Below are 26,100 nucleotides of genomic sequence, written 5' to 3'. Positions count from 1 at the left end.
GCTTTTGCTCTATGTGGGAGGGGGCAAGCCCCCTCCCACATTTGAATCGGTGTGCTTGAAGCTTATTGGTAACCCTTTGGAAACGGGTTCGGTTCGATCAGGTCCGACTCGTAGATCACCTTGAACTGACCGTTAGGCAGCACTTCACCGATGCGCGACTTGCTCCACAGGTGATGGTTCTCGTGGATCTTCACGTAGCCTTCCGGCGCGGTTTTCAGCTCGATGCCAGGGGAGGCGGCGACGACTTTATCCACGTCGAAACTGCCGGCCTTCTCCACCGCGGCTTTCCACAGCCATGGGCCGAGGTAGGCGGCCTGGGTTACGTCGCCGATCACCGCGTCCTTGCCGTACTTGGCCTTGAAGGCTTCGACGAAAGCTTTGTTGTTCGGGTTGTCCAGGCTCTGGAAGTACTTCATCGAGGCATAGAAGCCGGCCATGTTTTCGCCGCCGATGCCGAGCAATTCGTCTTCGGTCACCGACAGAGTCAGCAGGGTCTGCTTGGACGCGTTCACGCCCGCCGCGTTGAGTTGTTTGTAGAACGCCACGTTGGAACCGCCCACTACTGCGGCGAAGACCACATCAGGTTTTTTCAGCTTGACCTTGTTGATCAGCGAACCGAACTGGGTGTTGCCCAGTGGGTAGTAGTCTTCGCCGACCACGGTGCCGTGCAGCACGTTCTCGATGTGCTTGCGCGCGATCTTCATCGAGGTGCGCGGCCAGATGTAGTCGGAGCCGACCAGGTAGAAGGTTTTCGCGCCCTTGGTCTTGGCGATCCAGTCGAGGCTGGCGAGGATTTGCTGGGTGGCTTCCTGGCCGGTGTAGATCACGTTTTTCGACTGTTCCAGGCCTTCATAGAAGGTCGGGTAGTAGAGCAGGCCGTTTTCTTTCTCGAAGATCGGCAGCACGGCTTTACGCGAGGCCGAGGTCCAGCAGCCGAACACGGCGGCGACCTTGTCGTTGACCAGCAGTTTCTTGGCCTTTTCGGCGAAGGTCGGCCAGTCGGACGCGCCGTCTTCCTGGATCACCTTGATCTGCCGTCCCAGAATCCCGCCCGAGGCGTTGATCTGCTCGATGGCCAGGCGTTCGGCCTGGATCGAACCCGTCTCGGAAATGGCCATGGTGCCGGTGGCCGAGTGCAACTGGCCGACGGTGACTTCGGTCGGGGTGACGGCGAGGCCTTCGTTATCGGCCAGCACGCCCTGGCTGAACAGTGCGGCCGCCAGTAATGACAGGGCCAACAGCGGTTTGGAGCGGATCAATCGTTGTGCCATGGGGCGACTCCTCTGCAATGAGGGGTTCAGCATGGCGGCAGCGGGTCAGTGCGGGTATACGCAGCCTGACGTAACGGCATACGTCATTTGACGTATGCCGCTGCGCACCAATGCAGGGCAGGATCGCGCTCGCCCAGCCACCACTGACCAATGTGGGAGGGGGCTTGCTCCCACATTTGGCGCCCAGCGCACTTGAGGGCATGGAACTTGCTCACTCCCTTCGTCCACTCTGCGGAGCCTCCCCACCGTGCAATCCCCACCCGGCACCCAGCGCATCGTCAAGATCCGCCGCGACTACAACTCCTGGGTCGCCGACGAGACCATGGAAGACTACGCCCTGCGCTACACCCCCAAGTCGTTTCGCAAATGGTCGGAGCTGCGCATTGCCAACACCGCCCTGGGCGCGGTGTCATTCCTGGCGCTGGAGGCCATCGGCGGGGTATTGGCCCTCAGTTACGGCTTCACCAACACCTTCTGGGCGATCCTCACCATCAGCCTGGTGATCTTCCTCACTGGCCTGCCCATCAGTTATTACGCCGCGCGCTACGGCGTGGACATGGACCTGCTGACCCGCGGCGCCGGCTTCGGTTATATCGGCTCCACCATCACCTCGCTGATCTACGCCAGCTTCACCTTTCTGTTCTTCGCCCTGGAAGCGGCGATCATGGCCCTGGCGCTGGAGCTGTATTTCCATATCCCGCTGGCCTTCGCCTATGTGATCTGCTCGCTGCTGGTGATCCCGCTGGTGGCCTATGGCGTGACCCTGATCAGCCGCCTGCAACTGTGGACCCAACCGCTGTGGCTGCTGTTGCTGGTGCTGCCCTACGGCTTCGTGTGGTGGAAAAACCCCGACGCCTTCAGCGACTGGACCAGCTTTGTCGGGCGCAGCGGCGATGGCGGCGGCTTCAACCTGCTGGCGTTCTGCGCCGCCTGTACCGTGGCGCTGTCGCTGGTGACGCAGATCGGCGAGCAAGTGGACTACCTGCGCTTTCTCCCGGAAAAGACCGCCGCCAACCGCAAGCGCTGGTGGGCCGCCCTGCTCTGCTCCGGCCCCGGCTGGATCATCCCCGGCGCATTGAAGATGTTTGGCGGCGCGTTCCTGGCGTTCCTGGCCCTGCAACATGAAATCCCCATGGAGCGCGCCGCCGAGCCGACGCAGATGTACCTGGTCGCCTTCCGCTACGTGTTCAGCTCGCCGGAATGGGCCCTCGGCGCCATGGTGCTGTTCGTGCTCATCTCGCAGATGAAGATCAACCTGACCAACGCCTACGCCGGCTCCCTGGCCTGGTCGAACTTCTTCGCCCGCGTCACCCACAGCCACCCTGGACGCGTGGTGTGGCTGGTGTTCAACGTGGCGATTGCGCTGATGCTGATGGAGCTGGGCGTGTTCGATGTGATCGACCAGGTGCTGGGCCTCTACGCCAATATCGCCATCGCCTGGATCGGCACGCTGGTGGCGGACCTGGTGATCAACAAGCCCCTGGGCCTGTCGCCCAGACACATCGAGTTCAAGCGCGCGCACCTCTACGACATCAACCCGGTGGGCGTCGGTTCGATGCTGATCGCCTCGTTGCTGTCGATCCTCGCCCACTTCGGCCTGTTCGGCGCCCTCGCCCAGGCGGCGCCGCCCTTCGTGGCGCTGGGCACGGCGTTGATCATGGCGCCGCTGCTGGCCTGGCTGACCAAGGGCAAGTACTACATCGCACGCACCAGCGACGCCCAGTTGATTCACCCGGTGGCGCCCGCCACCCACGCCGTGTGCGGGCTGTGCAGCAACCCGTTCGAGACCGCCGACATGGCGTTCTGCCCGGCCTACAGCACGCCGATCTGTTCGCTGTGCTGTTCGCTGGATGCGCGCTGCGGCGACCGTTGCAAACCCCACGCCCGCCTGGTCAGCCAGTTCGAAGGCGCGTTGCGCTGGTTGCTGCCCAACACCCTGATGCCGCGCCTGCATACGCGACTGGCCCATTACCTGGGGCTGCTGTTGGTGCTGGTGCTGCTGCTCGCCGGCGCCCTGGCCTTGATCTACGTGCAGGCGGCCCAGGGCTTGCCGCATTCCGAGACCTTGTACCAGGCGTTCTTCAAGGCCTTCCTGACCCTCTCGGTGCTGGCCGCCGTGCTCGCCTGGTGGGTGGTGCTGACCCGCGAAAGCCGGCGCGTCGCCCAGGAAGAATCCGACCGCCAGACCCTGCTGCTGATGCAGGAGATCGACGCCCACAGCCTCACCGACCAGGCCCTGCAACAGGCCAAAGAAGCCTCGGAAGCGGCGAACGCCGCCAAGAGCCGCTACGTCACCGGACTGTCCCACGAACTGCGCACGCCGCTGAACAGCATCCTCGGTTTCACCCAGATCCTGCAGCGCGACAGCGCCATGCCCGAACAGCATCAGGATGCGTTGGCGACCATCCTGCGCAGCGGCTCGCACCTGCTGTCGCTGATCGACGGCCTGCTCGACGTGGCCAAGATCGAGGCCGGCAAGCTGCGCCTGGAACTCACCGAAATCCCCTTCCCCGAACTGATCCACGACCTGGAGCAGATGTTCACCCCGCAAGCCCAGGACAAAGGCCTGCGCTTTCGCCTGGACTGCGTGGGCAAGATCCCGGCGGTGGTGCGCGGTGATGAAAAACGCGTGCGCCAGATCCTGATCAACCTGCTGGGCAACGCGGTGAACTTCACCGACAGCGGCGAGGTGTGCCTGCGGGTCAGCTACATGCGCGAAACCGCCAACTTTGAAATCATCGACACCGGCATCGGCATCGATCCGGGGCAACTGGAGCGGATCTTCCAGCCGTTCGAGCGCGGCGACCTGATGCGCCAGGACAAGGGCGTGGGCCTGGGGCTGACCATCACACGCATGCTCACCGCGCTGATGGGCGGCGAGTTGCGCGTCACCAGCGAACTGGACAAGGGCACCTGCTTCCAGGTGCGGCTGTTCCTGTCCCAAGTGCGCGCGCCGCAGGCGGTGGTGCATGTGGAGCACGACATCATCGGCTACCACGGCGAGCGCCGGCGCATCCTGGTGGTGGACGACCATGTGGACCATCGCAAGGTGCTCAGCGGCATGCTCACGCCCCTGGGTTTTGAAGTGGTCCAGGCCAGCAATGGCCAGGACGCAATCCGCCAGGTGGCGCTGCTGGCGCCGGACCTGATTCTGATGGACCTGTCGATGCCGACCCTGGACGGTTACGAAACCAGCCGGCTGATCCGTCGCAATGCGCTGTCCACCGCGCCGATCATCGTGATCTCGGCCAATGCCTTCACCGACGACCGCGAACGCAGCATCGCCGCAGCCTGCAACGACTACCTGGCCAAGCCGGTGCGCACCCCGGAACTGCTCGGGCGCCTGCAACAGCACCTGGGCCTGCAGTGGCTGCGCCGCACCAAAACCTTCGTCGCGCCGCCGCCACCGAGCGTGCTGCCGAGCCCCGAAGACCTCGCCGCGCTCGCCGAACTCAGCGCCATCGGCTATGTGCGCGGGCTGCACGAAAAACTCGACACGATCCTTGAATACCGACCCGACACCGAACCTTTCATCAGCAAGGTGCGCGGGCTGCTCAAGGGTTTCCGCCTGGATGAACTGAACCGAACCCTCAAGGAGGCCGAAGATGAATGCACTCACCCATAGCACTGAACCTGGCGTCGTGCTGATCGTCGACGACACCCCGGACAACCTGGCCATGCTCTCCGACGCCCTCGACGACGCCGGCTACATGGTGCTGGTGGCCCTCGACGGTCTCAGCGCGCTGAACCGCGTGCAGCGCCGGCGCCCGGACCTGATCCTGCTCGACGCGATGATGCCCGGCCTCGACGGTTTCGAAACCTGCCGCCGGCTCAAGGCGATGCCGGCCAGCGCGGATATCCCGGTGGTGTTCATGACCGGGCTGACCGACAGCAAGCATGTGGTGCAGGGCTTTGAGGTGGGCGGCAGCGACTATGTGACCAAGCCGATCCAGACCGATGAAGTGCTGGCGCGGGTCGCGGCGCATCTGCGCACCTCGCGCATTCTGATGTCGGCGCGGGCGGCCATCCAGCCGAGTGCCTTGACGCTGGAGGATGAATCGGCGCACCGGCTGCTGTCGGCCCGGTTCCAATTGACCGAACGCGAGGTGGAGGTGTTGCGCTGGGTGGCCTGCGGGAAAACCAATCGGGACATCGGCGACATCCTCGGGTTGAGCCCAAGAACGGTGAACAAGCATCTGGAGCATGTGTATGTGAAGTTGGGCGTCGAAACCCGCACGGCAGCCACGTCAGTCGCCCTGGCCGCGATCTGATTGACGATGCGCAAGCCAGGGAAGGCGCGGCCTAACTGTTGAAACGCGTCACTAACGTATTGAGTGCATGGGCGGTCTCTTGCAACTCGTCTCCCACGTTCGAGGAGTGTTGCGCGATATCGGCGTTCTGATCGGAGACCTGGGCAATCCGGGTGATCTGTTGGGAGATCTCTTCCGCCACACTGGCTTGTTCTTCCGACGCGGCAGCCATTTGTTGCGCCATTTGATGAATGCGTTCCACCGCGCCATTGATCCCGTCCAAGGCGCCTTGGGTGCTGATCACCTGAGCCACCCCGGACAGTGCTTCCACGCTGCCCTGTTTGGCGATATCCACCGCCTGGTTGGCCACCTCCTGCAGCGTCAGGATGATCCGCTGAATACTCATGGTCGACTCTTGCGTCTTCGACGCCAGGGCGCGCACTTCGTCTGCAACCACGGCAAAACCGCGACCTTGTTCGCCGGCACGGGCGGCTTCGATGGCGGCGTTCAAGGCCAGCAGGTTGGTCTGGTCGGCGATGGCGCGGATGATGTTCGCCGCCTGCTGGATCGACTGGGTTTCCTCGGCCAAGCCGATGACCGAACGACTGATGGCCTCGACGGTATCGGCAAGTTTTTCGATCACCTGGCGTGTTTTCTGGGCTTCCTGGGAGCCGGTATGGGTCAAGGTGTTGACCTCATCGGCGGCGATGGCGGTATCACTGATGTGCACCGCCACTTCGGAAATGGACGCCGCCATTTGATTCATCGCCGTGGCGGCCATATCGGCTTCGTCGCGCTGCTGGCCGAGCGCCGACTCCGATTGCTTGGAGAGTGACTGACTCTGGCTGGCCAACGTTGCGGCCTGATGGGCGTAGTCGCCCAGGCGGCTCAGTGCGGTCCTGATCTTCGCGCTTTCGCTGATCAGCACCATTTGCAACTGAGCGGCCTGGCCCGTCTCGTCGGAATAGGTGCGAGCGATCAATTCGCTGTCGAAACACCCTTGCGCCACCGCGACGACGCGCTTGAGCGTATTGCGCGCCTGGACAACGCCAACACCCTGCAGCGCAAAGAGCCCGGCCACGGCGACCAGTGCACTCACGCCGGGCCCCGCCCACTGGAATGCGGCGGCGCAGGCGATCGTAATCGCGCCAGGCGCGAGCAAAAAGCGCGCTGCCGACAGCAGGCGTTGCTTGAGCATCCCGGTAGCGTTTTGTCCGTGCATCCCCGCGTAAAGCGCCGACGCCCGTTCGACTTGCCGCCGATCGGGCTTGACCCGCACCGACTCGTAACCGGTGAGTTGTCCCTGCACGAAAATGGGGGTGACATACGCATCGACCCAGTAGAAATCGCCGTTGCTGCATCGATTCTTCACGATGCCCATCCAACTTTTACCGTCCTTGAGATAGGACCACATATGCGCAAATACCGCTTCGGGCATATCGGGGTGACGGACGATATTATGCGGCTGCCCAATCAACTGTTCGCGACTGAAGCCACTGATCGCCACAAACTCATCGTTGCAATAAGTGATATTGCCCTGCCTGTCGGTGGCGGAAATCAAACGTTGACTGTCGGAAAAAACCAATTCCTTTTGCGAGACCGGAAGATTATTTCTCACTACAAAACCTCACGCGCCAGACAATAACAATTGCCCTTGCTCGACTGTATAAAAACTCAATTATCGAAAAATCAAACAATCGTTTGGCACGTCACACACGGCATTTCGGATGTTTAACCTTAAGAAATGTTTGCACACACAAAAAACGCCGTCAACAATAATAAGCAATAAACGAATACTTCCTTAGTCTTAACTTAGTTAGTCAAGCACTACTAACCAGACTAACTTTTATTGATAGCGGATTTCATTGTAACCCCTGTTTTTTCACATTTTTTTGACGCCAGGTATTATCCGGGCGCTATAACTTCGCCGCCCTCTTCGTGGGTACACGCGGCTCACGCCGTCGGGCCTGCGCGAAGAGTATTGCGATCCCGCGTGGCACGATGGGCGGCATCTTCTTCGATAAGTCGTTCTATTGCGGCAAAACAACGGCTCATGATGGTGACCAGGTTCGGATCGAAATGCCGGCCCGACTGCTCCAGGATATAAGCCTGCGCACGCTCAGGGCTCCAGGCACTTTTGTAGGGTCGATCCATGCGTAAAGCGTCATAAACATCGCACAGCGCGACGATCCGCGCAGAGAGTGGAATCGCCTCGCCCGACAAGCCTCTGGGGTAGCCCCCGCCCTCCCATTTTTCATGATGGTTATAGGCAATCTCTGCCGCCATATCGGTGAGATCGGTGGAGTGTTCGTCCGTCAGAATGGCGTGCCCTATGGTCGGGTGCTCCATCATCTGTTGGCGTTCTTCGGCCGTTAATTGCCCCTCTTTGTGCAATATCCGATCAGGAATGCCGATTTTTCCAAGGTCATGCATCGGGGCGGCCATGAGAATAAGATCGCACCATCGCTGCGGCAGCCCCATCGCCTCGGCCATCAAGGCCGAGCTCTTGCCGATTCGCAACACGTGGTCGCCGGTTTCGTCATCGCGGTAGCAGGCCGCGCGGCTCAGGGCTCGAATCATGGCGCCAAAACTGTTTTGCAACTGCAGGGTGCGTTCAAGGACCCTTTCTTCAAGCGCTTTGTTCAGGTCCTGCAGTTGACCGGTCGCATGGGACAGGCGCAGGGCATTACGGATCCTGAGTAACAGCTCAGGCAGATCCAGGGGTTTGGTCAGGTAGTCATTCGCCCCCAGTTCCAGGCCCAGGCGACGATTCTGCGGCTCGCTCAATGCCGTCAGGATAATCACCGGCAACCGCGAACGATCGCGCCCACTGAGCTGGCGCAAAATCTCAAAACCATCGGGTGCGGGCATATCCAGATCCAGCAGCAGCAAATCCCATGGCTGTTCTTTCAGCCAGGCCAGGCCGGCAGCGGAGTTGGCAAAACTCTTGACCTCACGCAACCCGAAGGCTTTCAGGCTTGACTCCAGCAAGCGCAGATTGGCGGCGACATCATCGATGATCACGATCCTTATATCAGCGGGAATATCACTAAACATTCGGCTTCTCCACTTGCAGCATCGCGTGAATCAGTTCACGCAGATCATTAGGGTCCAACGGTTGTTTGAGCACCGCTTGAAACTCGCATCCCAGCGACGCGATCGCCCGGGGTGAGGTGCACAGCAGAATCAGCGGGGTCTGATCCCCTCCCGCCGCACGCCGTAGCGCGTATAACGCATCAACCAAGCCATCTCCCAGCGCGTCGCAATCAATCAACATGACGTCCGGCGCGGAGTCGCGCTGTATCTGCGCCACGCATTGCGCAAGCAGCCCATGACTCAGTTGCACCAGGCCTGCCAAGGTGTGTTCCAGGCAGCGCAGGGTGGCTTCGTCATTGCCCACGAAGCACAGCGATAACAAGCGCTTGCGCACGGTGGGCACCGTGCTGCCTTCCGGGAGATCGACCCAGAAGCGGCTGCCAACCCCCGACTCACTGACCAGGCCCATGCTGCCGTTCATCAACGTCGCCAGCTCACGGCACAAGGCAAGACCGATACCGGTGCCTTGGATGGCGGTGTTTTCCTTACCCAGCCGCTGAAACGGCTCAAACAAGGCGCCCTGCAACTCGGCGGATATCCCCGCCCCGCCGTCCTCGACAAACAGTTCGACGCGCCCATCGCCCCCCGGCGCCGCGCCCATGAGCAGTCGGCCGTGGGGACGGTTGTACTTGATGGCGTTGGATAACAGGTTCAACAGAATCTGGCGCAGGCGTCGGGCGTCGGCCAGCACGCTGAGGGCCGGTGAGGTGATCTGCAGTTCAAGGTCGAGGCCCGCCGCCTTCGCTTGGGAACGTACCATTTCGGCACATTCGCGCATCAGCCCGTTGACCTCCAGGACACGCAACTGCACGCGCGGGGTCTCGGCCTGCAAACTCGACCAGTCCAGCAAGTCATCGACCAAGTGGGCCAGGTGCTGGCTGGCACCGAGGATTTCATCAAGGGACTTGGCTTCCTCCTGATCGTCGGTCGTTTGCATACGCAGCAGTTGTGCAAACCCGTGAATGGAGTTCAGCGGTGTGCGCAATTCGTGGCTCATGCTGGAGATAAAACGCGACTTGGCCTTGCTGACGCCTTGCGCCTCCAGGGTGCGCCGGCGTAAATCCTCTTCAACCTGTTTGAGCGTGTCGATATCGACAAACGTGCCGGCGGCCAGGCTCACCTTTTGGTCGGGGGCATCGATCAGGCGGCCTCGGCACAGAAACCAGATAGAGGACCCATCGGGCCGTAATAACCGTAGCTCCAGGTCGATCACCGACGCACTGCCGGATCGCAACGCACTCAGGGCCAGGTCCAGCGCCGGAACATCCTCCCTGTCGACATGCTCATAAAAGCGCGGGCGCTCCAGCAAGGTGGCCGGTACGCCAAAACGCTTGCAGAACTCTTCGCTCAGCGACAGGCAGTCCATGTCGAGGCGGTACTCCCAAAGCCCGGCCGTGACACTTTCGACCACCAGGTTCAAACGGCTCTGAGCGTTGTTGCGGCGTATTTCACTGAACGACAGTTGCGCGCCCATGGCGAGCACGTTGCCGGCCATTTCATCCAGCTCGCGGATAGCGGACCGCGCCCGCACGGGATGCCACTGGCCATTGCCGATCTCTCCCAGCATCGCGCCGATATCGCGGATGGGCCGCCGCAGGTTATGGCTCAACGTGCGCGCCCGAACCCACATGTAGGTGAAGAAGGCCAGGTAGAACATCACCAGGCCAGCAATCATCAGGTAACCGATGTTGCGGTAATGGCTGGCCAGGTTGTTCGTGGCCGCCATGACGTCTTCCTCGTCAGCGACGGCCAGCAATCGCCAGCCCGCAGGTTGCACCTCGGCCCAGGAGACCAGATGGGTTCGTCCCCGAAGTACGACTTCGGTGTTGCCGCGCTGGTGTAATGCAAGCGCGGCCGCCAACTCGCGGGTTTCCAACGTTTGCGCGAGGTCCAGGCTCTCAGCCTTGACCTCGCCGGCGTTCGACATTGCCGGGGTGCTCAACGCGTGCGTGTCGAAGTCGTGTTCGGCTTCGGGCGGTAACACCATGATCTTCATGTCATGGCTGACCAACATCAAATAACCGCCCCAGGGCACCTTGAGCTTGGAAATTTCCTTGAGCAGATTTCCGACAGTGATATCCACCCCCACCACGCCTTCGAGAAAGTCCTGGTTATAAACGGGTGCGATAGCAGACATCATCCAGCCATGCCCTGCCGGATCTAAGGATAGTCTGAAGTAGGCCGCTATTTTTCGACTGCTAAGCCATAGGTGCTTTCAAAAAACGGCGGCCGTTCAAAACCGATCACGTCTGCCGCCTATTCCATCCATTTTTTCCGCTGAACGCTCCTCGCAGCAGCTATTTTCCTCATTACGGACGCACCTCTCCTGCGCTGGAGAGCAAATATCGACGCGCCATCCAAAGGTTCGACAGGGCGAACAGCGTCACCATCTGAGCAGTGTTTTTCACCAAGCCTCGGAAACGCACTTTCGTATAACCAAACTGACGCTTGATCACTCGAAATGGATGCTCAACCTTGGCGCGAACCTGGGCCTTGGCTTTCTCGATCTTGCGCATCGCTTTGTACAGCGCGCTGCGTTTACCGTGTTTTTTGTAGGTACTGCGCCGGGCTGCAATCTGCCAGATGACGTGGCGTCCCGCATGCTCTTCGCGCTTCTCGACACCGGTATAGCCTGCATCGGCGCAGACCACGTTCTCAGCACCGTGTAGCAGTTTGTCGAGTTGGGTTATGTCCGCGACGTTGGCCGCAGTGACCACCACGCTGTGCACCAGCCCTGACTCATCGTCGACACCAATGTGAGCTTTGGCACCGAAGTAATACTGGTTACCTTTCTTGGTTTGATGCATCTCAGGGTCGCGTTTGCCGTCCTTGTTCTTGGTCGAACTGGGCGCATGAATCAGCGTGGCATCGACGATGGTGCCTTGTCGCAGCGACAAGCCACGGTCGCCCAGATAGCCATTGATCACGCCGAGAATACCAGCGGCCAACTCGTGCTTTTCCAGCAGGCGACGGAAGTTGAGGATGGTAGTTTCATCTGGGATCCGCTCCAGGCTCAGACCGGAAAACTGGCGCAAGATCGTCGTCTCGTACAGCGCTTCTTCCATCGCAGGATCGCTGTAACCGAACCAGTTCTGCATGAGATGAACCCGCAGCATCGCCATCAAAGGATAGGCCGGACGACCCCCTTCGCCCTTCGGGTAATGAGGTTCGATCAGGGCAATCAAACCCTTCCAGGGTACGACCCGATCCATCTCGATCAGGAACAATTCCTTGCGGGTCTGCTTGCGCTTACCGGCGTACTCGGCATCGGCGAAGGTCATTTGCTTCATTGAAAAGCTCGGCGATTGGTGTCCGGAGATTTTGCCAAATCAGGAAGTCTTTTTCAGGATTTCCCTAAGTAAACATCGGTCCAGCGCACCTCACGCTTGGGGTTATGTTCAGCATCGGCCAAGTAATAAAAGTTATAACTGGGTATGGCCATGTCGGGCGGATACAGTTCGTTGGCCTGAATCCACGGGTAAATCCGGTTGTAGCTGTCCCAACTGTTGAAGTAAACACTGGCCACCATCGGCTCGTGCTCTTTGAGCGAACGCATCAAGGGGTCGAGGCTTGATAACTTTCCAACTTTAAGCAAATCCTGTTTATCGGCGGGAATGATCGAAGAGTAAAAAGATGCCGCACCGCCCGTATCCCGGGCACTAAAAAGTGCCCCCTCTGCGGTCGAACTTAATGTTTCGTTTGATAAGCCCGTCGCAGTATTAAGCGCTTGCGCTGTCATGTCAGCAAACAAGTGCGTGACCCCTGAAATATGGGTCAACTGGTCCTGAATGATCCGGCTGTTTTGCTCGGCGGTTACACCCAGGCTTTCCACAGCATTGCGTTCCAGATAATCGAGTTGGGATTCACGGATCGCCTGATTGGTCAGTAAGTAGCACGCTATCAATATAGTCTCTACCAACACCAACGGGATTAATGCACTTTGCATGAAACCCCGCCAAATCCACTGGCGCAGCCCTATTTGAGAAGAGGTGTCATTCAACTTGATGCTCCTGCAATGGCACCCGCTTTTTTTTGAATAATGGCAAAGTGACTTAAAAAAACCATAGCTGATCCAATAAAACCTTTCCAGACGTTTTACGAAGCGATCATCAACGCGATAATTCAACGCCGCGCAGACCTTTGCTTTAGAGCATTCGGCGCCAGAAACAATGAGGTATTCGACTAAAGTCGGTCATAAATAACTTGCCAACCCGCAACAATCGAACACACACAACTAATGCACTAACAAGCACATTAAAAACAGGATGTTAGTTCGCCTGTGAAGATCAAGAGTGACACGACGTCAAAATTCCCCCGCCGACACGAGAGGTCTGAAGATCCGGACGGCAGTGCACGCCCAACCGTGCACTGCCACTGCTCCGGTTCAGTGCTATGAGATACGAACGGGGGTGGTTTCACTGTGAGGGGGGTACGGCGGTGCCGACCGCAGGCTATTACGGCCCGCCCCCTTGGCGTCATAGAGCGCTGCGTCAGCCCTGGCAAGCAGGCTTGCCGTCGTGTCATCTGCGTTGGGGACCACGCAGCAAACACCGATGCTGATGTGCAATGAGATGGTTGACTCACCGAACCGAGCCGGTGACTCGGCCAAAGAGGCGCGCAGCGCGTCCAGAACAGCCACCGCACCTTCGGGACGGGTGCGAGGAAGCAAAACCAGAAACTCCTCGCCACCATAACGGCCAATACTGTCGGTGTGCCGAATTCGCTGGGTGAGGTGATTGACGCAGTGGCAAATCACTTCATCGCCGGCTAGATGGCCATGTACATCATTGATCTGCTTGAAATGGTCGATGTCGACCATCGCCACCGCCAAGTAGCAAACATCTCGGCGCGCGCGCTCCAACTCGTTGGAAAATTGCTCAAGGATCGCGCGGCGATTGAGAATACCGGTCAACACATCACGCTGCGCGAGGTGCTGAAGTAAAGACTCACTGCGTTCCTTGGACAACAGCACCAGGCCCAGCGAGATCATCATCGCGGTGAACGTGCCGATACTCACCGAGATAGTCTGCTTCAGGTTGCTGACGTCGTAACGCATTTCGGCAGCCCCTGCGCCGAGTATGGCGACCACCCGCATGCCCAAGCCTATCAGGCTGATACTCGAACCGATGATCAGCAGCATGCGTGCACGCCCCTGGGCCGGGATGTAGCGGCGAGTCCAGTAGATGATCAAGGTGCACTGCACCATCAACACCAGGCTGGCAGCGAGCATTCGCGGTTCCAGGGTGTCGATCAGTTCGACCATCAAGACGAGCATCAATGCGGCAGGCGCAAATATCCGCCACCAGGACACTGGCCGCTCGATAATCCGAAACACGCTGGCGCCGTAGAACGCCAGCGCGACCGACAGCAGTGTATTCGCGGCCCCATAGGTCAACCACAATGGGGCGTGTCCATACAAGGTGTAGCCAATGTACGCCAGGGCGTGCGCCAGCAAACCAAAGCCAATGGTCAGCAAGCCGTCACGTTGGTTGAACTGGCCGACCAAAATCAGACAAAACGCCATGATCGTAGCCACTAGGGCAACGCAGGCAAAAAGCGTGGGGGTATGGGCAATCATGAAATCTCACCAGGCGCTGTCAGGAGCAGCTCCCGGTCGAGTTTAGTTGAGTAGGCCGTCCGTTTGTCGATCACAGGCATCATTAAGTCAATCGCCCTTTTAGCCCGATAAGGCCATACATGAGGCGGCTTGCACGCCGTTCTACGCGGACAAACGAATCCGAATCTGTTTTTCAATCTCAATGACCGCAAACAGCGCAACGCCCACCCCGATGATCAGCAGACCATCAAGGAAGGGCACCGCTTCAGTGGCAAACACCTTTTGCAGCGGCGGTGCGTACGTGATGGCGAACTGAGCGACGGTTACCACCGCGATGGTCATCCACACGACCTTGGTGCCGCGAATGCCCTTCCAGGTAAGCGATGTGCTGTAGAGATTACGAATGAAGAACAGATGGAATATTTCCATCACGACTAACGTATTGACCGCGATGGTTCGGGCCAACTCCACCGAGTAACCCCGGTCGAGCGCATACGAAAAAATACCGTAGACGCCGCAGAGGAACAGCATGGAAACAAGCACCATATGCCAGACCAGAGCACCGCTTATCAGTGGTTCTTCGCGCGAACGGGGCGGTCTGCGCATGGTGTTTTCTTCGGTGGGCTCGAATGCCAAGGCGAGGCCGAGCGTTATTGCGGTGATCAGATTAATCCACAGAATCTGTATCGCCGTTACCGGCAGTGTAAGACCGAGCAGCAGGGCCACGATGATGGTCATGGTCTCTCCCGCGTTGGTCGGCAGCGTCCAGCTCAGCACTTTCTTGATGTTGTCGTAGACCGTCCGCCCTTCGCGCACCGCCGCCACGATGGATGCGAAGTTGTCGTCGGCCAGCACCAGGTCGGCGGCTTCCTTGGCGGCTTCACTGCCTTTTCCACCCATGGCGATCCCCGCATCGGCACGCTTGAGCGCAGGTGCGTCGTTGACGCCATCGCCGGTCATTGCCACGGTCATGCCGTTCGATTGCAGCAGCATGACCAACCTGAGCTTATGTTCAGGGCTGGTACGCGCAAAGATATTGACGTCCTTCAGCGCCTCCTTGAGCGCTGCATCGTTCATGGCGTCCAGGTCGGCACCTGTCAGCACCTTGTCGGGACGTTGCAAGCCGATCTCACGACCGATGGCGGCGGCGGTGCCGCCATGGTCACCCGTGATCATTTTTACGACAATGCCCGCCGCCTGGCATTGTTGAATGGCTTGGATCGTCTCGGGTCTCGGCGGGTCAATCAGCCCGACCATCCCCAATAGGGTCAACGTGCCTTGCACGTCGCCAAACTCCAGCACGGTGTGCTCGGGTTGGACTGATCTCACGGCAAACGCCAATACGCGCTGGCCTTTGGCAGCAATCATGTTCGCCTGTTCGTGCCAGTAGTTCACGTTCAGCGGCTCAGTCCCGCCAGCGTTGCCCCTCTGCTGCGTGCTCATGGCCAGTATTTGCTCTGGCGCGCCTTTTACATAGATACAGGCCTTTCGATCATGGTTGTGATGCAGGGTCGCCATGAAGCGGTGTTTCGCGTCAAAAGGAATGGCATCGGTGCGGGACCAGGCCCGATCACTTTCATCGCTATCAATTCCGGTCTTGGCGGAAAATGCCAGCAAGGCCCCCTCCATCGGATCGCCCTCGACCTTCCATAAGTCTTCATGCAATCGCAGCACGGCATCGTTGCACAAGCCAGCGGCCCGTCCCAACTCTGCCAGCGCAGGGTGACTCGACAGGTCGATGCACTGCTCTGCAAGGCTGATGCTGCCCGCCGGCTGATAACCCGCGCCGTCGACGGTGAAGATGAGATCGTTCATGACGACCAACGCCACCATCATTTCGTTGCGGGTCAGTGTGCCCGTCTTGTCAGTGCAGATGACGGATACCGAGCCCAGTGTTTCGATGGCAGGCAAGCGACGCACGATGGCGTTGCGGCGAGCCATTGCGCGAACGCCCACCGCCAACGTGATGGTGAGCACGGCGGGAAGCCCTTCAGGTATCGCCGCGACTGACATCCCGACCACGACCATGAAGATCTCGGTGAACACGTAGTGCCCGACATAATGGCCGTACACCAGCAACAGCCCGCCGATTAACAAGATCAAGATCGTCAGCCAGCGCGCAAATACATTCATTTGCTGCACCAGCGGCGTGGTCAGCGTTTCCACTTCTGACAGTAGAGTGCTGATACGTCCTATCTCGGCTGCAGCTGCAGTCGCGACTACCACCCCTGTCGCTTGGCCGCACGTCACGAGCGTGCCGCTGAATGCCATGCAGGTACGATCACCCAGGTCGGCATCCCGACCGACAGGTTTCACATCTTTTTCGACGGGCAGGGATTCACCGGTGAGAATCGCTTCCTGAATCTGCAGTCGGTTCACGTGCAGCAGGCGTAGATCGGCGGGTACTTTGTCTCCGGCCTCCAGCAAGACGATATCGCCCGGCACCAACGCCTCACCTGCAACACTCAAGCGTTGACCTGCGCGAATCACGGCAGCGTGCGGGGCCAGCATCTGCCGGATAGCGTCCATGGCCTTTTCCGCTTTACCTTCCTGGACGTAGCCAATGATCGCGTTGGCCACGACTACCGCCAGAATCACCAGCGTATCCCACAGATGTTGCAGCATCGCGGTAATAGCCGCCGATCCCAGAAGCGCATAAATCAGAATGTTGTGAAACTGCAGCAAAAATCGCAGCCACGCAGGTCGCCGTGCGACTTCTGGCAGGCGATTGAAACCCGTGCGGTCAAGCCGGGTTTGAACGTCGGCGGCCTCCAGTCCGACACGCTCATCGACTTTCAGCAGGTTCGTTACCTGCTCTACAGGCAGGGTATGCCAGGCCAGGGCATCTGTTTGTTCGGTAGCGGCATCGACCACCGGCTTCATCAATGAGTACCTCGTGCGCGTGCAGCCCAAGTGCAACGGGCTGAGGTGGTCATGGGCGGTCGCGGGTCTATCAGAATGCAAAAAGTCGTCTGTCGTTCTGACATTCTCTCTGCCTGGTAGCTGATACGAAGTCAAAGACCCTCGCAACCAACAGCCTGATGGTTGTTGACCCAAATCAAATTATGGGCGTTTGGCAGTGTGACAAGATGTTTTGCGGCGCAATCTGAACGCTCAGGGCCGAGGTGAAGGGGAAGGCGAAGAGTGGGCGCAGCTTGACGGTAAAAGTCGACGGGCTGATTTTGCCCCGCCCCAGTCCCTGCGCCCCCTTCAAACGAGGTTGATCGCTGGGATCAAGGCAGGAAGATGATCTTGTCCGCACTGCCTCGGTTCACCTCGTCGTAACACTGCAGGCCCTCGGCCAGAGGCACTTCGCGCAGGCCCGTGGGCAGCGGCAGCGAGCCCTCATCGAAGAAGCGCCCGAACTGCTCCAGCATCACCGCGCATTGTTCGCAGTTGTAGAGCAACGAGTTGATGCCCACCACCGAGCCGCCCTTGCGGTACAGCGCCAGGGCCGGTAGTTGGACGTGGCCGTCCACCGGGGCGGCGATGATTGCGATGCGACCGAACGGCGCCAGGCCTGCCACCGCCGCTGGCAGCCAGAAGCCGGTGGTGTCGAAGATCACATCGGCACCGCCCTTGAACACGGCATTGACCTGCGCGCCCAGCTCTTGCGGCGTGCCCAGGGCCATCGCGTCGACACCTTGGGCGCGCAACACGTCAACCTGATCGGCCCTGCGCACCGCCGCCAGCACCTGGGCGCCGCGGATTTTCGCCAAGGCCAAGGCCGCGCTGCCGACCGCACCATTGGCGCCAATCACCAGTAACCGCGTGCCTGGGCCCACACCACTGCGCTCCAGCGCGTCCCAGGCGGTGGTGTACGGCACCCCGAGGCTGGCGGCCTGGGCAAAACTCAGATGATCCGGCTTATGCGCCACGCCCTTGGCCGACACGCTGAGGTACTGGGCGTGGGAACCGTCGGCGAAAAAGCCCAGGTCGCGGCCAGTGCCCCAGACGGCCTGGCCTACCAATGCCTGTGGGCCCTCCACGACGATGCCGGCGAAGTCGCGGCCGGGAATGCGCGGCAAGGTGGTGTAGGGAAAACGGCCGAGGACGTTTTTCACGTCGCTGGGGTTCAAACCCGCCGCTTTGATCTGTACCAGCACCTCACCGGCGGCCGGCACCGGGGTGGCGACGTCGACGAAGCTCAGGGCGGCGAGGTCGCCGGTGGCGGAAAATTGCAGTGCTTTCATAGCCAATATCCATCGAAGGGAAGTGAGGAATCAGGACAACCAACCGCTGACCAGTTGCCGCCCCATGGGCCAGAGCTTTTCGCCGAGCAGCATGCCCATCAGGCCGACCAGGGCGATGGCCGGCGGTGCGGGCGAGCGAAAGTCCAAGGCGCCGTAAATCACGCCGACAAACAGACCGATAGCCAGGGAAATCAGATAATTCATGGGAATGGGCGCCTGAGGGGTCGATGGGCGAAGTGTAGAGAGCCCCTTTCCCTGGCATCGGCCAAGTGCTTCAGGATTTCGGCCAACCCCTCAACCGCTGTAGTGCGAGGGCGCCACGCCGAGTTCACGGCGGAACATGTCGCTGAAGCTGCTGGGCGAATACCCGAGGGCGCGGGCAATGCCGCTGACGGACTGGCCCTGGATCAACGCCGCCACCGCCGTGGCCAACTGCACCTGCCGGCGCCATTCGGCGAAGCCCATGCCCAGGTTGTTCTGGAACAGCCGCGCCAGGGTGCGCACGCTGGCGCCCGCGGCCTCGGCATGTTGCTCGAAAGGAATCGCCAGGGACGGCGCGGTCATGACCGCCTGGCACGCGTTAGTCAGTCGGCGGTCGGCGTCCACCGGCAGGGCGATGCGGATCTGCGAGCGGCGCGCCCGTTGCAACTCCAGCAACGCCAGGCCGACCACCGCGTCGTAATACCCCGCGTCACCGCCGTCGCCCTGCTCCACCAGCGTGACGATCAACTCGCGCAGCAACCCGCCGACGTCGATCACTTGCACCTGGCTGTCCAAGGTCGCCGCCAAGGCCGGGCGCAGGTAGATGTTGCGCATCTGCAAATCCGACACCACACGAATCCCATGTTCCACCCCCGGCGGCAGCCACACAGCGCGCTGGGGCGGTACCACCAGGGCTTCCCGGGGCGTCTCGACCCACATCACCCCGCTCATGGCGTAGAGCAATTGGCCCCAGTCGTGGCTGTGGGGTTCGACATACCAGCCGCGCGGGTACGTGCGCGCCAAGGGTTGCACGGGGACGGCGTGATCACTGAGGTCGGGGGGCGCAGCCAGGGCCATGGGGGCACGTCAGTCAAGGAAGAACCGCCATGGTAATCAGCGCCGCGTGACAATCCGAGTGAATTTTTACCGTCAGTCGGCGCGCGTATTGCTGCGGTACATGAACACCAGGGCCAGGGCCAGACAGGCCATCGCCACGATACGACTGCCCGATAGTTCTATCGCCGGGTTGCCCAGCCAGCCGAAGTTGTCGATCAGCATGCCCATGCCCAATTGCCCGACGATCACCGCCACGGTGGCGACCGCGGTACCGACCACCGGCACCGCGCCAACCATCACCAGCATGTACACCACGCCGAACAACGCGCCGGTCAGTTGCCATTTGGGCACGTCCAGCAGGCTCACGGCCTGGGCCGGTTCAAAGAAGAAAATCAGCAGCGCCGTGACGAGCGCGCCCACCGCAAAGGTCAGCAAGCTGCTGCGCAATACGCCCACCGCCTGGCCCAAACGCCCATTGATGGCGGCCTGCACACTCAAGACCGCACCTGCGGCGATCACCAAACCCAACAACATCATCACATTCATCGTCTTAACACCGCGCAATCAGAACAAGTGCCGCCACAATCAACGCCAGGGCAATCCAGCGCTCGCCATTCACGCGTTTGCGCGCCGTGCCGAACCAGCCGAAATGGTCGATCAGCACGCTCTTGCCCACCTGCCCGGACAAGATCGCGATCATCGTCATGGCGATGCCGATATGCGGCGTGGCCAAGGTCAGCACCACCACGTACATCGGTCCAAGGAACCCACCGATCAACTGCCAGCGCGGCAGGTCGGTCAGCGCCGGGCCCTTTTGCGGGCCGCTGAACAGCAACAGCAGCAACAGAATCGCCGTACCGACGCCAAAGATGCTCAACGTCGCCCATAAATGCCCCACCTGCACACCCAGCGGCCCGAGCAGTCCGGCCTCCACTGACAGGCCCATGCCGGCCAGGATCACCAGCGGCAACAGCAGCAGCCGGAGCAGGTTTTTTTTCGGCGTAGCCTGGGCTACACCCTCGATAGAACTGGCCTGCATGCATCACCTGCGCGTCGATAAAGGAGTGGATGGCGCGCATTATCCAGTGGCCGTGCTGTGCGATAAATGGGAGCATGCCGACAACACTTTTGCGCATCACGCACAGCCCGGAGACCGCATGCAGGGTTTGAATGAATTGAGTTTCAAGGCGCTGCGCCTGTTCGTCGCCGTGCTGGACCTGGGCAGTTTCTCCGAAGTGGCACGTCGTGAAGGCCTGGCGCCCTCCTCGATCTCGCGACAAATCCAGCTGATGGAACAGGCCCTCGGCCAGCAATTGCTCTATCGCCACACCCGTGCGGTCAGCCCCACCGAAGCCGGGCGCCTGCTGGGGCGGCACGCCCGGGTGATGCTGGAACAACTGGAAGCCGCCGGCCAGGCCCTGCAGGAACAGGAAAGCGAACCCAGCGGCCTGGTACGCATCAACGCGCCGATGGTGTTCGGCCAGCGTCATCTGTCACCGTGGCTGGGCGAGTTGTGCCGGCGTTACCCGAAGCTGCAACTGGACATCCAGCAGACCGACACCTACGTCGACCCGCTGCAAGACGGCACTGACCTGCTGTTCCGCATCGGCGTGCTCAACGACTCCAGCATGCAGGCACGCATCTTCGCGCCCCAGCGCTTTCGCCTCGCCGCCAGCCCCGCTTACCTGGCCCGCCATGGCACGCCCCGCCACCCTGAAGAACTGCTGCACCACCAATGCCTGGCCTACAAGGGCATCACCGGCCAACAGCGCTGGTTCTTCCGCAAGGGCCAGGGCGAGTGGACACCCTACAGCGTCAAGGGCCCGATCACCGGCAACCACGCCGACACCCTGACCCACGCCGCCGAACAAGGCCTGGGGTTTGTGGTGTTCCCGTCCTGGTTGATCGGCGATGGCTTGCGCGCGGGCACCTTGCAGGCGGTGCTGAGCGACTATGAGGTGGCGACCACGCTCGAACCGCAGCAGATCGCGGCGTTGTGGCCGGGCAGCCGCAGGTTGTCGCTGAAGGTGCGCACGGTGATCGACTACTTCGTGGCGTGTTTCGGGGAGGTGCCGTATTGGGATCGATGAGCGACGCAGCGCCGGGGCGAGGGAAAATTCCTTATTGAAAAACGTAGGGCCGTTCTGATTTTACGGGCCAGTATTTGCGGGCACGGCACACTGCGGCAGACTCCGACGCACTCTTTTTTTGGAGAAATGCCATGGAAGTCACGTACCACAAAAAATCCCGCGATGAGCGCGTCGCTTCCGCCAGCGGTCGAGCGGTCTTTGATAGCGCACCTAGTTTTGGCTATATTTGGCCAAAATACGGGGATAACCACATGATGACCGTACCCTTGGGTGAAGCCAAAAATAACCTGTCAAAACTGGTCGATGAAGCCGCCGCCGGTAAAGTCATCACCATCGCCAAGCATGGCCGCGCAATGGCTCAGCTTGTTCCCCTGGGAAAATCCAGAGGTCGAAGAATCGGTGCCCTGAAAGGCAAGCTCGTCCTTCCCGAAGACTTCGATGCCCCTTTGCCTGACGCTCTATTGGATGCCTTCGAAGGCCGTCATCCATGAGAGTGCTGTTGGACACCCATATCCTGTTGTGGGCACTGACGGACGACCCCAGGCTATCGAGCAAAGCCCGGAAGCTGATTGAACAGGCAGCGGATATTTACATCAGCGCTGCAACATTCTGGGAGATGGCAATCAAGGTCGGCCTGGGGAAACTCACGGTCGACCTGGATGAAATCCGTGAGTCCTGCCTGGAAAGCGGATTTGTCGAACTGCCCATCACCTCGGAACATGCCATTGCGGTAAAGGATCTCGAGCACCATCACAAGGACCCGTTCGATCGGCTCATCGTGGCGACGGCCATGAGCGAACCAATGAAACTGTTGACGGCCGATCCACAGCTCGCGCACTACACACCCCTGGCGATCCTGGTTTAGCGCCCCCGCAATCACACGCCTTGCGTCAAAACACCCACTGCCCGATCAACCACGCGTTCGCGCCGCTGATCAGCGCAAACAGAAACCACACCAACACCCTGGTGTGCAGCCGATTGACGAATGGCCCCATCAGTTGCTTGTCGCCGGTCATACGGATCAGCGGGTACAGCGCAAACGGCAATTGCAGGCTGAGCACCACCTGGCTGAGGACCAGCAGCTTGCCGATAGCGGCATCTCCCATCAGCCACACCCCCAGGAACGCCGGGATCAGCGCCAGCCCGCGGGTGATCAGGCGGCGTTGCCAGCAGGGAATGCGCAGGTTCAGGTAGCCCTCCATGATCACTTGCCCGGCGATGGTGCCGGTGAAGGTCGAGCTTTGCCCGGACGCCAGCAAGGCAACGCCGAACAGGATGCTGGCAAACGCGCCGCCCACCAGCGGGTCAAGCAGGTGGTAGGCGTCCTGGATATCGACCACATCGCTGTGGCCGGTGTTGTGGAAGGCGGCGGCGGCAAGTATCAGGATCGCGGCGTTGACCAGCAGCGCCAGGGCCAGGGAACCGATGGTGTCGATACGGGCCAGCTTGACCGCGTCCTGTTTGCTGGCGAGGTCCTTGCCGATCAGCCGGGTTTGCACGATCGAACTGTGCAGGTAGAGGTTATGGGGCATCACCGTCGCGCCGAGGATACCGATGGCCAGGTACAGCGGTGCGGCATCGCTGATCGCCGACAGCGACGGCGTGAAGCCGCTGAAGACGTCCGGCCAGTAAGGTTTGATCAGCACCAGTTCGATGAAGAAGCACACGCCGATGGTTGCCACCAGCGCCAACATGATCGCTTCAAGACGCCGGAAGCCCCGGTTTTGCAGGGCCAGGACCAAGAGGGTATCGAAGGCGGTGATGACAATGCCGGTGGTCAGCGAGACCCCCAGCAGCAAATGAAACGCCAGGGCGCAACCGAGCACTTCGGCCAGGTCGGTGGCAATGATGGAGATTTCCGCCAACAGCCACTGGGTGCGTGCGGAACGTTTGCTGTAGCGTTCGCGACACAGTTGCGCCAAATCCTTGCCGGTGGCGATGCCCAGCCGCGAGCACAGGCACTGCACCGCCATCCCCGCCAGGCTGGCCAGCAACACCACGAACAACAAGCTGTAGCCGTAGCGCGACCCGGCCTCAATGGCCGTGGCCCAGTTACCGGGGTCCATGTAGCCGATGGAGATCAGCAGGCCGGGGCCGGCAAACATCAGAATGCGTTTGAAGAACGAAGCCTTGGGATCAACGACGACGGAGCCGGCCACTTCCGGCGGGCAGAACGGAGCGGTGGCGATTTTTGGCAGGCTGAATTTCACGCGGTATCCCAGGCAAACACACAAGACAGGTCCGCAGCTTATCAGTCGGACGCGACCGTGCGCATCACCGTCTCTCGAGGCAGGTCAAACGCTTCCACCACGTGCACCACCAGGTCCATTTCCTGGTTCAGGGCTTCACGTTCCATGCGCTGGCGAACCATCCCGATGACCAGTACCGACAGCGTCGTGATCGAATACGCCGGGCCGGAAAACGCCCGCACACCGCTCACCAGCAGCATCGCGGCGGCCAACGCCTGGCCCACCACCGGGATCGCCGTAGCGGCACCACGGCGCAGGATAAACCCGGTCAACCCCGCCAGCGCAGTGCCGCTCAACGCAGCCGTGGCCGACCGACCGACACCGAAGTGCCTGAATACCCGCTGCTCTTTTTGCGCGGCCGCCTTGAGTTCAGCGTCGAATACCTGGCGGTCGGCGCTGCTGAGCTTGTCCTTGTACTGCTCGATCAGTTTTTCCGCGACCTGGGTTTCGATATCAGCCAGCACTACGGTGGCCAGGGGTTCGTCGAACTTGATCCCCAGGCGCTGCGCCGCATCTTCGGCGATCTGGCGATAACTCACGCCGTGTCCACGGGCCAGGTTCATGAAGCTGTCGCCGCCCATGCGCTGCAACTCGATGGCCAGCTTGAGCGGCTCGCGCACCGTGGCGTCAATCGAGGCACTGCGCTTTTGCGCCATCAATTCGGCAAGGAATTTCAACTCCTCGGGCCGCGCCTGCACCAGGGCCGGGAACAGGTCCGCGTCGTCTTCGGCAAAGCGCACCTCGCTGCTGCGCTGGTCGGCGCGAATCATGCCGCGCCGCTCGTGCAACAGGTCGGTGTACTGCACCACCGTCTGCAACTGCGGCCAATAGGCGGCGTGATCGAAGGTGGCCAGGTGCACATTGGTGACCTTGGCCTTGAGCGCTGGCGTCACCGGGATCGCATACCGGCCGATGCAACGTTCGGTGTCCGGCTTCAGGGCCAGGGCCCAGTCCTTGCTCGAGTGGCAGTTGATCACCCGCCCCCGGAGCGGTGCCGACACCTCGTCCCACGGGCTCGACGTACAGATCACGCCGCCCATCAACAGCAGGTTGTCCAACGGCAGTTCGCGGGCGGTCTCGGGGCTGGCCAGCAAGCTTTTGACCAGGATCCGCGCGCCCAGGGAATGCCCGATCAGGTTGATACGCCGCACTTCAAGGGACTCACCGTGCAGATAGCCGGCCAATTCCGGCAGCAGACTCCTGGCGACCTCGTCCACCCGGGCTTCGACGCTTTTGTAGTGATCGAGGAAATAGGCAATCGCCTTGCCCACCCCTACGGTCGCCGCACCGAGGCCGCCACCGCCGAGCATCGACGCGATGACATCCTTGAACGGCGCAAACAGGTTTTCCAGGAAATGCCCCGCCGGCCAGAACAGCATCAGGTTGGTCGAGCCTTCGATGGCCGCCAGTTGTTGCTTGAAGTTGCCCAGTTGCTGCCGGTTGAAGAACGCCGAATAACCGTGCACGTAGAGATTGAGCACATCGCCCTGGGGCTCGCCGCACAGTACGAACGTGGGCTTGCGGGTGCGGTGCATTTCATCCCACTGGTGCTGCATGGGGCAAAGACTCCTGATGATGAGGCGGCGATAGTAACAAAGGGTGAGCGACAGAACGGTGAATCCTGACCGACGTGGCGGCTGCGAAGGTCGACCTGACAGAAAAACGCCCGGCAACCAGGCCGGGCGCGGGCAATCCCCTCAAACAGCGAAATTGTCGATCTTGACCTGGCCATCGGGAAACGTCGCGATAATTTCCAGCTCGCCGCCCATTGCACGGATGTAGTCGCGCAACGTGCTGATGTACATGTCGGTACGCCGCTCCATCTTGGAGACCGCCGCCTGGTTGATATTCAACCGTTTGGCCAGATTCTCCTGGCTCAGTTGCTGCGCCTTGCGCAGCTCATGCAGCGGCATTTCCTTCAGGTGTTGCTGGAGCAACTGCCCGGCTTCGGCGCGCGCCTGCGGTGTCATGCGCGCTTGAAGTTCAGCGAATTTCTTAGCCATGGGTACGGCCCTCTTTACGCAATGTCTGCAAATGTATGTCGTACAGTTTTTCTGCCACTGGCACGTATTCCTCATACCAACGGCGCTGTGCGGTTTTATCAGCACCGATCAGCAATAACGCGCATCGTCGTGGATCAAATGCATACAGCACCCGGAAAGGACGCCCCGCGTGCTGTATACGCAGTTCCCTCAGGTGACCGTGCCGCGCGCCCTTGATGTCACTGGTGTGGGGAAAGCGCAGGCCAGGCCCGAAAAGCCCCAGGAGATCAACGCTGGCAGACACCGAAACCTGCTCATTTTCGTCCAATTGCTCCCACCAGGCGCCGAATTCATCCGTGTACTCAATTTCCCAA

21 protein-coding genes and 1 pseudogene are annotated in these 26,100 nt (G+C 60.5%); 5 read left to right on the top strand and 17 right to left on the bottom strand.

Annotated features, from left to right (window positions below; translation table 11 throughout):
- Positions 1 to 62 precede the first annotated feature (62 nt).
- Positions 63 to 1,271, bottom strand: coding sequence for an urea ABC transporter substrate-binding protein (urtA, locus tag ACLH0J_RS16175; RefSeq protein ID WP_411388081.1), 1,209 nt, complete (start codon positions 1,269 to 1,271; stop codon positions 63 to 65).
- A gap of 247 nt (positions 1,272 to 1,518) precedes the next feature.
- On the opposite strand from urtA, the gene ACLH0J_RS16170 reads away from it, so the two are divergent.
- Both ACLH0J_RS16170 and ACLH0J_RS16165 read left to right on the top strand, forming a co-directional pair.
- The gene (locus tag ACLH0J_RS16170) at positions 1,519 to 4,896 is read left to right on the top strand and encodes an ATP-binding protein (protein ID WP_411388080.1); all 3,378 of its coding nucleotides are present in this window, start codon (positions 1,519 to 1,521) and stop codon (positions 4,894 to 4,896) included.
- Positions 4,877 to 5,542: a response regulator gene (locus tag ACLH0J_RS16165; protein ID WP_010564280.1), complete on the top strand. Its 666-nt coding sequence runs from the start codon at positions 4,877 to 4,879 to the stop codon at positions 5,540 to 5,542. Before ACLH0J_RS16170 ends, ACLH0J_RS16165 begins: the two co-directional genes overlap by 20 nt.
- A 31-nt stretch (positions 5,543 to 5,573) precedes the next feature.
- On the opposite strand, the gene ACLH0J_RS16160 is transcribed toward ACLH0J_RS16165, so the two are convergent.
- The 12 genes and pseudogenes from ACLH0J_RS16160 to ACLH0J_RS16105 all read right to left on the bottom strand — a co-directional run bounded on the left by ACLH0J_RS16160 (position 5,574) and on the right by ACLH0J_RS16105 (position 20,444).
- Positions 5,574 to 7,139 carry a methyl-accepting chemotaxis protein gene (locus tag ACLH0J_RS16160; protein WP_411388079.1) on the bottom strand — a complete coding sequence of 522 codons (1,566 nt, stop codon included), beginning with the start codon at positions 7,137 to 7,139 and terminating at the stop codon, positions 5,574 to 5,576.
- Between the two features lie 335 nt (positions 7,140 to 7,474).
- Entirely contained in the window at positions 7,475 to 8,578 is a 1,104-nt protein-coding gene (locus ACLH0J_RS16155) for an HD domain-containing phosphohydrolase (protein ID WP_411388078.1), read from the bottom strand.
- Positions 8,571 to 10,754, bottom strand: a complete 2,184-nt coding sequence (locus ACLH0J_RS16150) for an ATP-binding protein (RefSeq protein WP_411388077.1) — start codon at positions 10,752 to 10,754, stop codon at positions 8,571 to 8,573. Before ACLH0J_RS16150 ends, ACLH0J_RS16155 begins: the two co-directional genes overlap by 8 nt.
- A 172-nt stretch (positions 10,755 to 10,926) precedes the next feature.
- Positions 10,927 to 11,907: an IS5 family transposase gene (locus tag ACLH0J_RS16145; protein ID WP_198865554.1), complete on the bottom strand. Its 981-nt coding sequence runs from the start codon at positions 11,905 to 11,907 to the stop codon at positions 10,927 to 10,929.
- Positions 11,908 to 11,960: 53 nt separating this feature from the next.
- A complete protein-coding gene (locus ACLH0J_RS16140) occupies positions 11,961 to 12,617 on the bottom strand; it encodes a hypothetical protein (RefSeq protein WP_411388076.1) in 657 nt (218 codons plus the stop codon).
- A 390-nt stretch (positions 12,618 to 13,007) separates the two neighbouring features.
- The gene (locus tag ACLH0J_RS16135; protein ID WP_411388075.1) at positions 13,008 to 14,195 is read right to left on the bottom strand and encodes a GGDEF domain-containing protein; all 1,188 of its coding nucleotides are present in this window, start codon (positions 14,193 to 14,195) and stop codon (positions 13,008 to 13,010) included.
- 141 nt (positions 14,196 to 14,336) lie between these two features.
- Positions 14,337 to 17,057 carry a cation-transporting P-type ATPase gene (locus ACLH0J_RS16130; protein WP_411388074.1) on the bottom strand — a complete coding sequence of 907 codons (2,721 nt, stop codon included), beginning with the start codon at positions 17,055 to 17,057 and terminating at the stop codon, positions 14,337 to 14,339.
- A 350-nt stretch (positions 17,058 to 17,407) separates the two neighbouring features.
- On the bottom strand, positions 17,408 to 18,367 hold the full coding sequence (locus tag ACLH0J_RS16125; RefSeq protein ID WP_411388073.1) for a quinone oxidoreductase family protein: 960 nt from the start codon (positions 18,365 to 18,367) through the stop codon (positions 17,408 to 17,410).
- 30 nt (positions 18,368 to 18,397) lie between these two features.
- Positions 18,398 to 18,571, bottom strand: coding sequence for a DUF1427 family protein (locus ACLH0J_RS16120; protein ID WP_010564275.1), 174 nt, complete (start codon positions 18,569 to 18,571; stop codon positions 18,398 to 18,400).
- 70 nt (positions 18,572 to 18,641) lie between these two features.
- Positions 18,642 to 19,426 (bottom strand): annotated as a pseudogene (locus ACLH0J_RS16115) (AraC family transcriptional regulator).
- Positions 19,427 to 19,498: 72 nt separating this feature from the next.
- A complete protein-coding gene (locus ACLH0J_RS16110) occupies positions 19,499 to 19,951 on the bottom strand; it encodes a DMT family transporter (protein ID WP_411388072.1) in 453 nt (150 codons plus the stop codon).
- A gap of 4 nt (positions 19,952 to 19,955) precedes the next feature.
- Positions 19,956 to 20,444 (bottom strand): DMT family transporter, encoded by a 489-nt coding sequence (locus ACLH0J_RS16105; RefSeq protein ID WP_411388071.1) that lies wholly within the window; start codon positions 20,442 to 20,444, stop codon positions 19,956 to 19,958.
- A 118-nt stretch (positions 20,445 to 20,562) separates the two neighbouring features.
- On the opposite strand from ACLH0J_RS16105, the gene ACLH0J_RS16100 reads away from it, so the two are divergent.
- The 3 genes from ACLH0J_RS16100 (at position 20,563) to ACLH0J_RS16090 (ending at position 22,360) form a co-directional block, all read left to right on the top strand.
- Positions 20,563 to 21,495, top strand: coding sequence for a LysR family transcriptional regulator (locus ACLH0J_RS16100; RefSeq protein WP_411392839.1), 933 nt, complete (start codon positions 20,563 to 20,565; stop codon positions 21,493 to 21,495).
- A 131-nt stretch (positions 21,496 to 21,626) separates the two neighbouring features.
- Positions 21,627 to 21,986, top strand: coding sequence for a type II toxin-antitoxin system Phd/YefM family antitoxin (locus ACLH0J_RS16095; RefSeq protein ID WP_411388070.1), 360 nt, complete (start codon positions 21,627 to 21,629; stop codon positions 21,984 to 21,986).
- Positions 21,983 to 22,360, top strand: coding sequence for a type II toxin-antitoxin system VapC family toxin (locus ACLH0J_RS16090; protein WP_411388069.1), 378 nt, complete (start codon positions 21,983 to 21,985; stop codon positions 22,358 to 22,360). Before ACLH0J_RS16095 ends, ACLH0J_RS16090 begins: the two co-directional genes overlap by 4 nt.
- Before the next feature lie 25 nt (positions 22,361 to 22,385).
- Here ACLH0J_RS16090 and ACLH0J_RS16085 read toward each other — a convergent pair whose 3' ends face one another.
- The 4 genes from ACLH0J_RS16085 to ACLH0J_RS16070 all read right to left on the bottom strand — a co-directional run bounded on the left by ACLH0J_RS16085 (position 22,386) and on the right by ACLH0J_RS16070 (position 26,054).
- Positions 22,386 to 23,705, bottom strand: coding sequence for an Nramp family divalent metal transporter (locus tag ACLH0J_RS16085; protein WP_411388068.1), 1,320 nt, complete (start codon positions 23,703 to 23,705; stop codon positions 22,386 to 22,388).
- A gap of 41 nt (positions 23,706 to 23,746) precedes the next feature.
- Positions 23,747 to 25,300 (bottom strand): DUF726 domain-containing protein, encoded by a 1,554-nt coding sequence (locus ACLH0J_RS16080; RefSeq protein ID WP_411388067.1) that lies wholly within the window; start codon positions 25,298 to 25,300, stop codon positions 23,747 to 23,749.
- Positions 25,301 to 25,441: 141 nt separating this feature from the next.
- On the bottom strand, positions 25,442 to 25,747 hold the full coding sequence (locus ACLH0J_RS16075; protein WP_411388066.1) for an XRE family transcriptional regulator: 306 nt from the start codon (positions 25,745 to 25,747) through the stop codon (positions 25,442 to 25,444).
- Entirely contained in the window at positions 25,740 to 26,054 is a 315-nt protein-coding gene (locus ACLH0J_RS16070) for a type II toxin-antitoxin system RelE/ParE family toxin (protein WP_411388065.1), read from the bottom strand. Before ACLH0J_RS16070 ends, ACLH0J_RS16075 begins: the two co-directional genes overlap by 8 nt.
- Between the last annotated feature and the right edge of the window lie 46 nt (positions 26,055 to 26,100).

Source organism: Pseudomonas sp. MPB23 (assembly GCF_046605395.1).
Taxonomy (GTDB): domain Bacteria; phylum Pseudomonadota; class Gammaproteobacteria; order Pseudomonadales; family Pseudomonadaceae; genus Aquipseudomonas.
The sequence above is the reverse complement of the archived record's forward strand: the minus strand, read 5'-3'. Positions and strand labels throughout refer to the sequence as shown.

What these genes read in the sequence shown, in the direction of transcription:
- urtA (WP_411388081.1), bottom strand. Translation starts at nt 1,271, where the DNA reads ATGGCACAACGATTGATCCGCTCCAAACCGCTGTTGGCCCTGTCATTA.
- ACLH0J_RS16165 (WP_010564280.1), top strand. Translation starts at nt 4,877, where the DNA reads ATGAATGCACTCACCCATAGCACTGAACCTGGCGTCGTGCTGATCGTC.
- ACLH0J_RS16155 (WP_411388078.1), bottom strand. Translation starts at nt 8,578, where the DNA reads ATGTTTAGTGATATTCCCGCTGATATAAGGATCGTGATCATCGATGAT.
- ACLH0J_RS16150 (WP_411388077.1), bottom strand. Translation starts at nt 10,754, where the DNA reads ATGTCTGCTATCGCACCCGTTTATAACCAGGACTTTCTCGAAGGCGTG.
- ACLH0J_RS16145 (WP_198865554.1), bottom strand. Translation starts at nt 11,907, where the DNA reads ATGAAGCAAATGACCTTCGCCGATGCCGAGTACGCCGGTAAGCGCAAG.
- ACLH0J_RS16135 (WP_411388075.1), bottom strand. Translation starts at nt 14,195, where the DNA reads ATGATTGCCCATACCCCCACGCTTTTTGCCTGCGTTGCCCTAGTGGCT.
- ACLH0J_RS16130 (WP_411388074.1), bottom strand. Translation starts at nt 17,057, where the DNA reads ATGAAGCCGGTGGTCGATGCCGCTACCGAACAAACAGATGCCCTGGCC.
- ACLH0J_RS16125 (WP_411388073.1), bottom strand. Translation starts at nt 18,367, where the DNA reads ATGAAAGCACTGCAATTTTCCGCCACCGGCGACCTCGCCGCCCTGAGC.
- ACLH0J_RS16120 (WP_010564275.1), bottom strand. Translation starts at nt 18,571, where the DNA reads ATGAATTATCTGATTTCCCTGGCTATCGGTCTGTTTGTCGGCGTGATT.
- ACLH0J_RS16110 (WP_411388072.1), bottom strand. Translation starts at nt 19,951, where the DNA reads ATGAATGTGATGATGTTGTTGGGTTTGGTGATCGCCGCAGGTGCGGTC.
- ACLH0J_RS16105 (WP_411388071.1), bottom strand. Translation starts at nt 20,444, where the DNA reads ATGCAGGCCAGTTCTATCGAGGGTGTAGCCCAGGCTACGCCGAAAAAA.
- ACLH0J_RS16100 (WP_411392839.1), top strand. Translation starts at nt 20,563, where the DNA reads ATGCAGGGTTTGAATGAATTGAGTTTCAAGGCGCTGCGCCTGTTCGTC.
- ACLH0J_RS16095 (WP_411388070.1), top strand. Translation starts at nt 21,627, where the DNA reads ATGGAAGTCACGTACCACAAAAAATCCCGCGATGAGCGCGTCGCTTCC.
- ACLH0J_RS16090 (WP_411388069.1), top strand. Translation starts at nt 21,983, where the DNA reads ATGAGAGTGCTGTTGGACACCCATATCCTGTTGTGGGCACTGACGGAC.
- ACLH0J_RS16080 (WP_411388067.1), bottom strand. Translation starts at nt 25,300, where the DNA reads ATGCAGCACCAGTGGGATGAAATGCACCGCACCCGCAAGCCCACGTTC.
- ACLH0J_RS16075 (WP_411388066.1), bottom strand. Translation starts at nt 25,747, where the DNA reads ATGGCTAAGAAATTCGCTGAACTTCAAGCGCGCATGACACCGCAGGCG.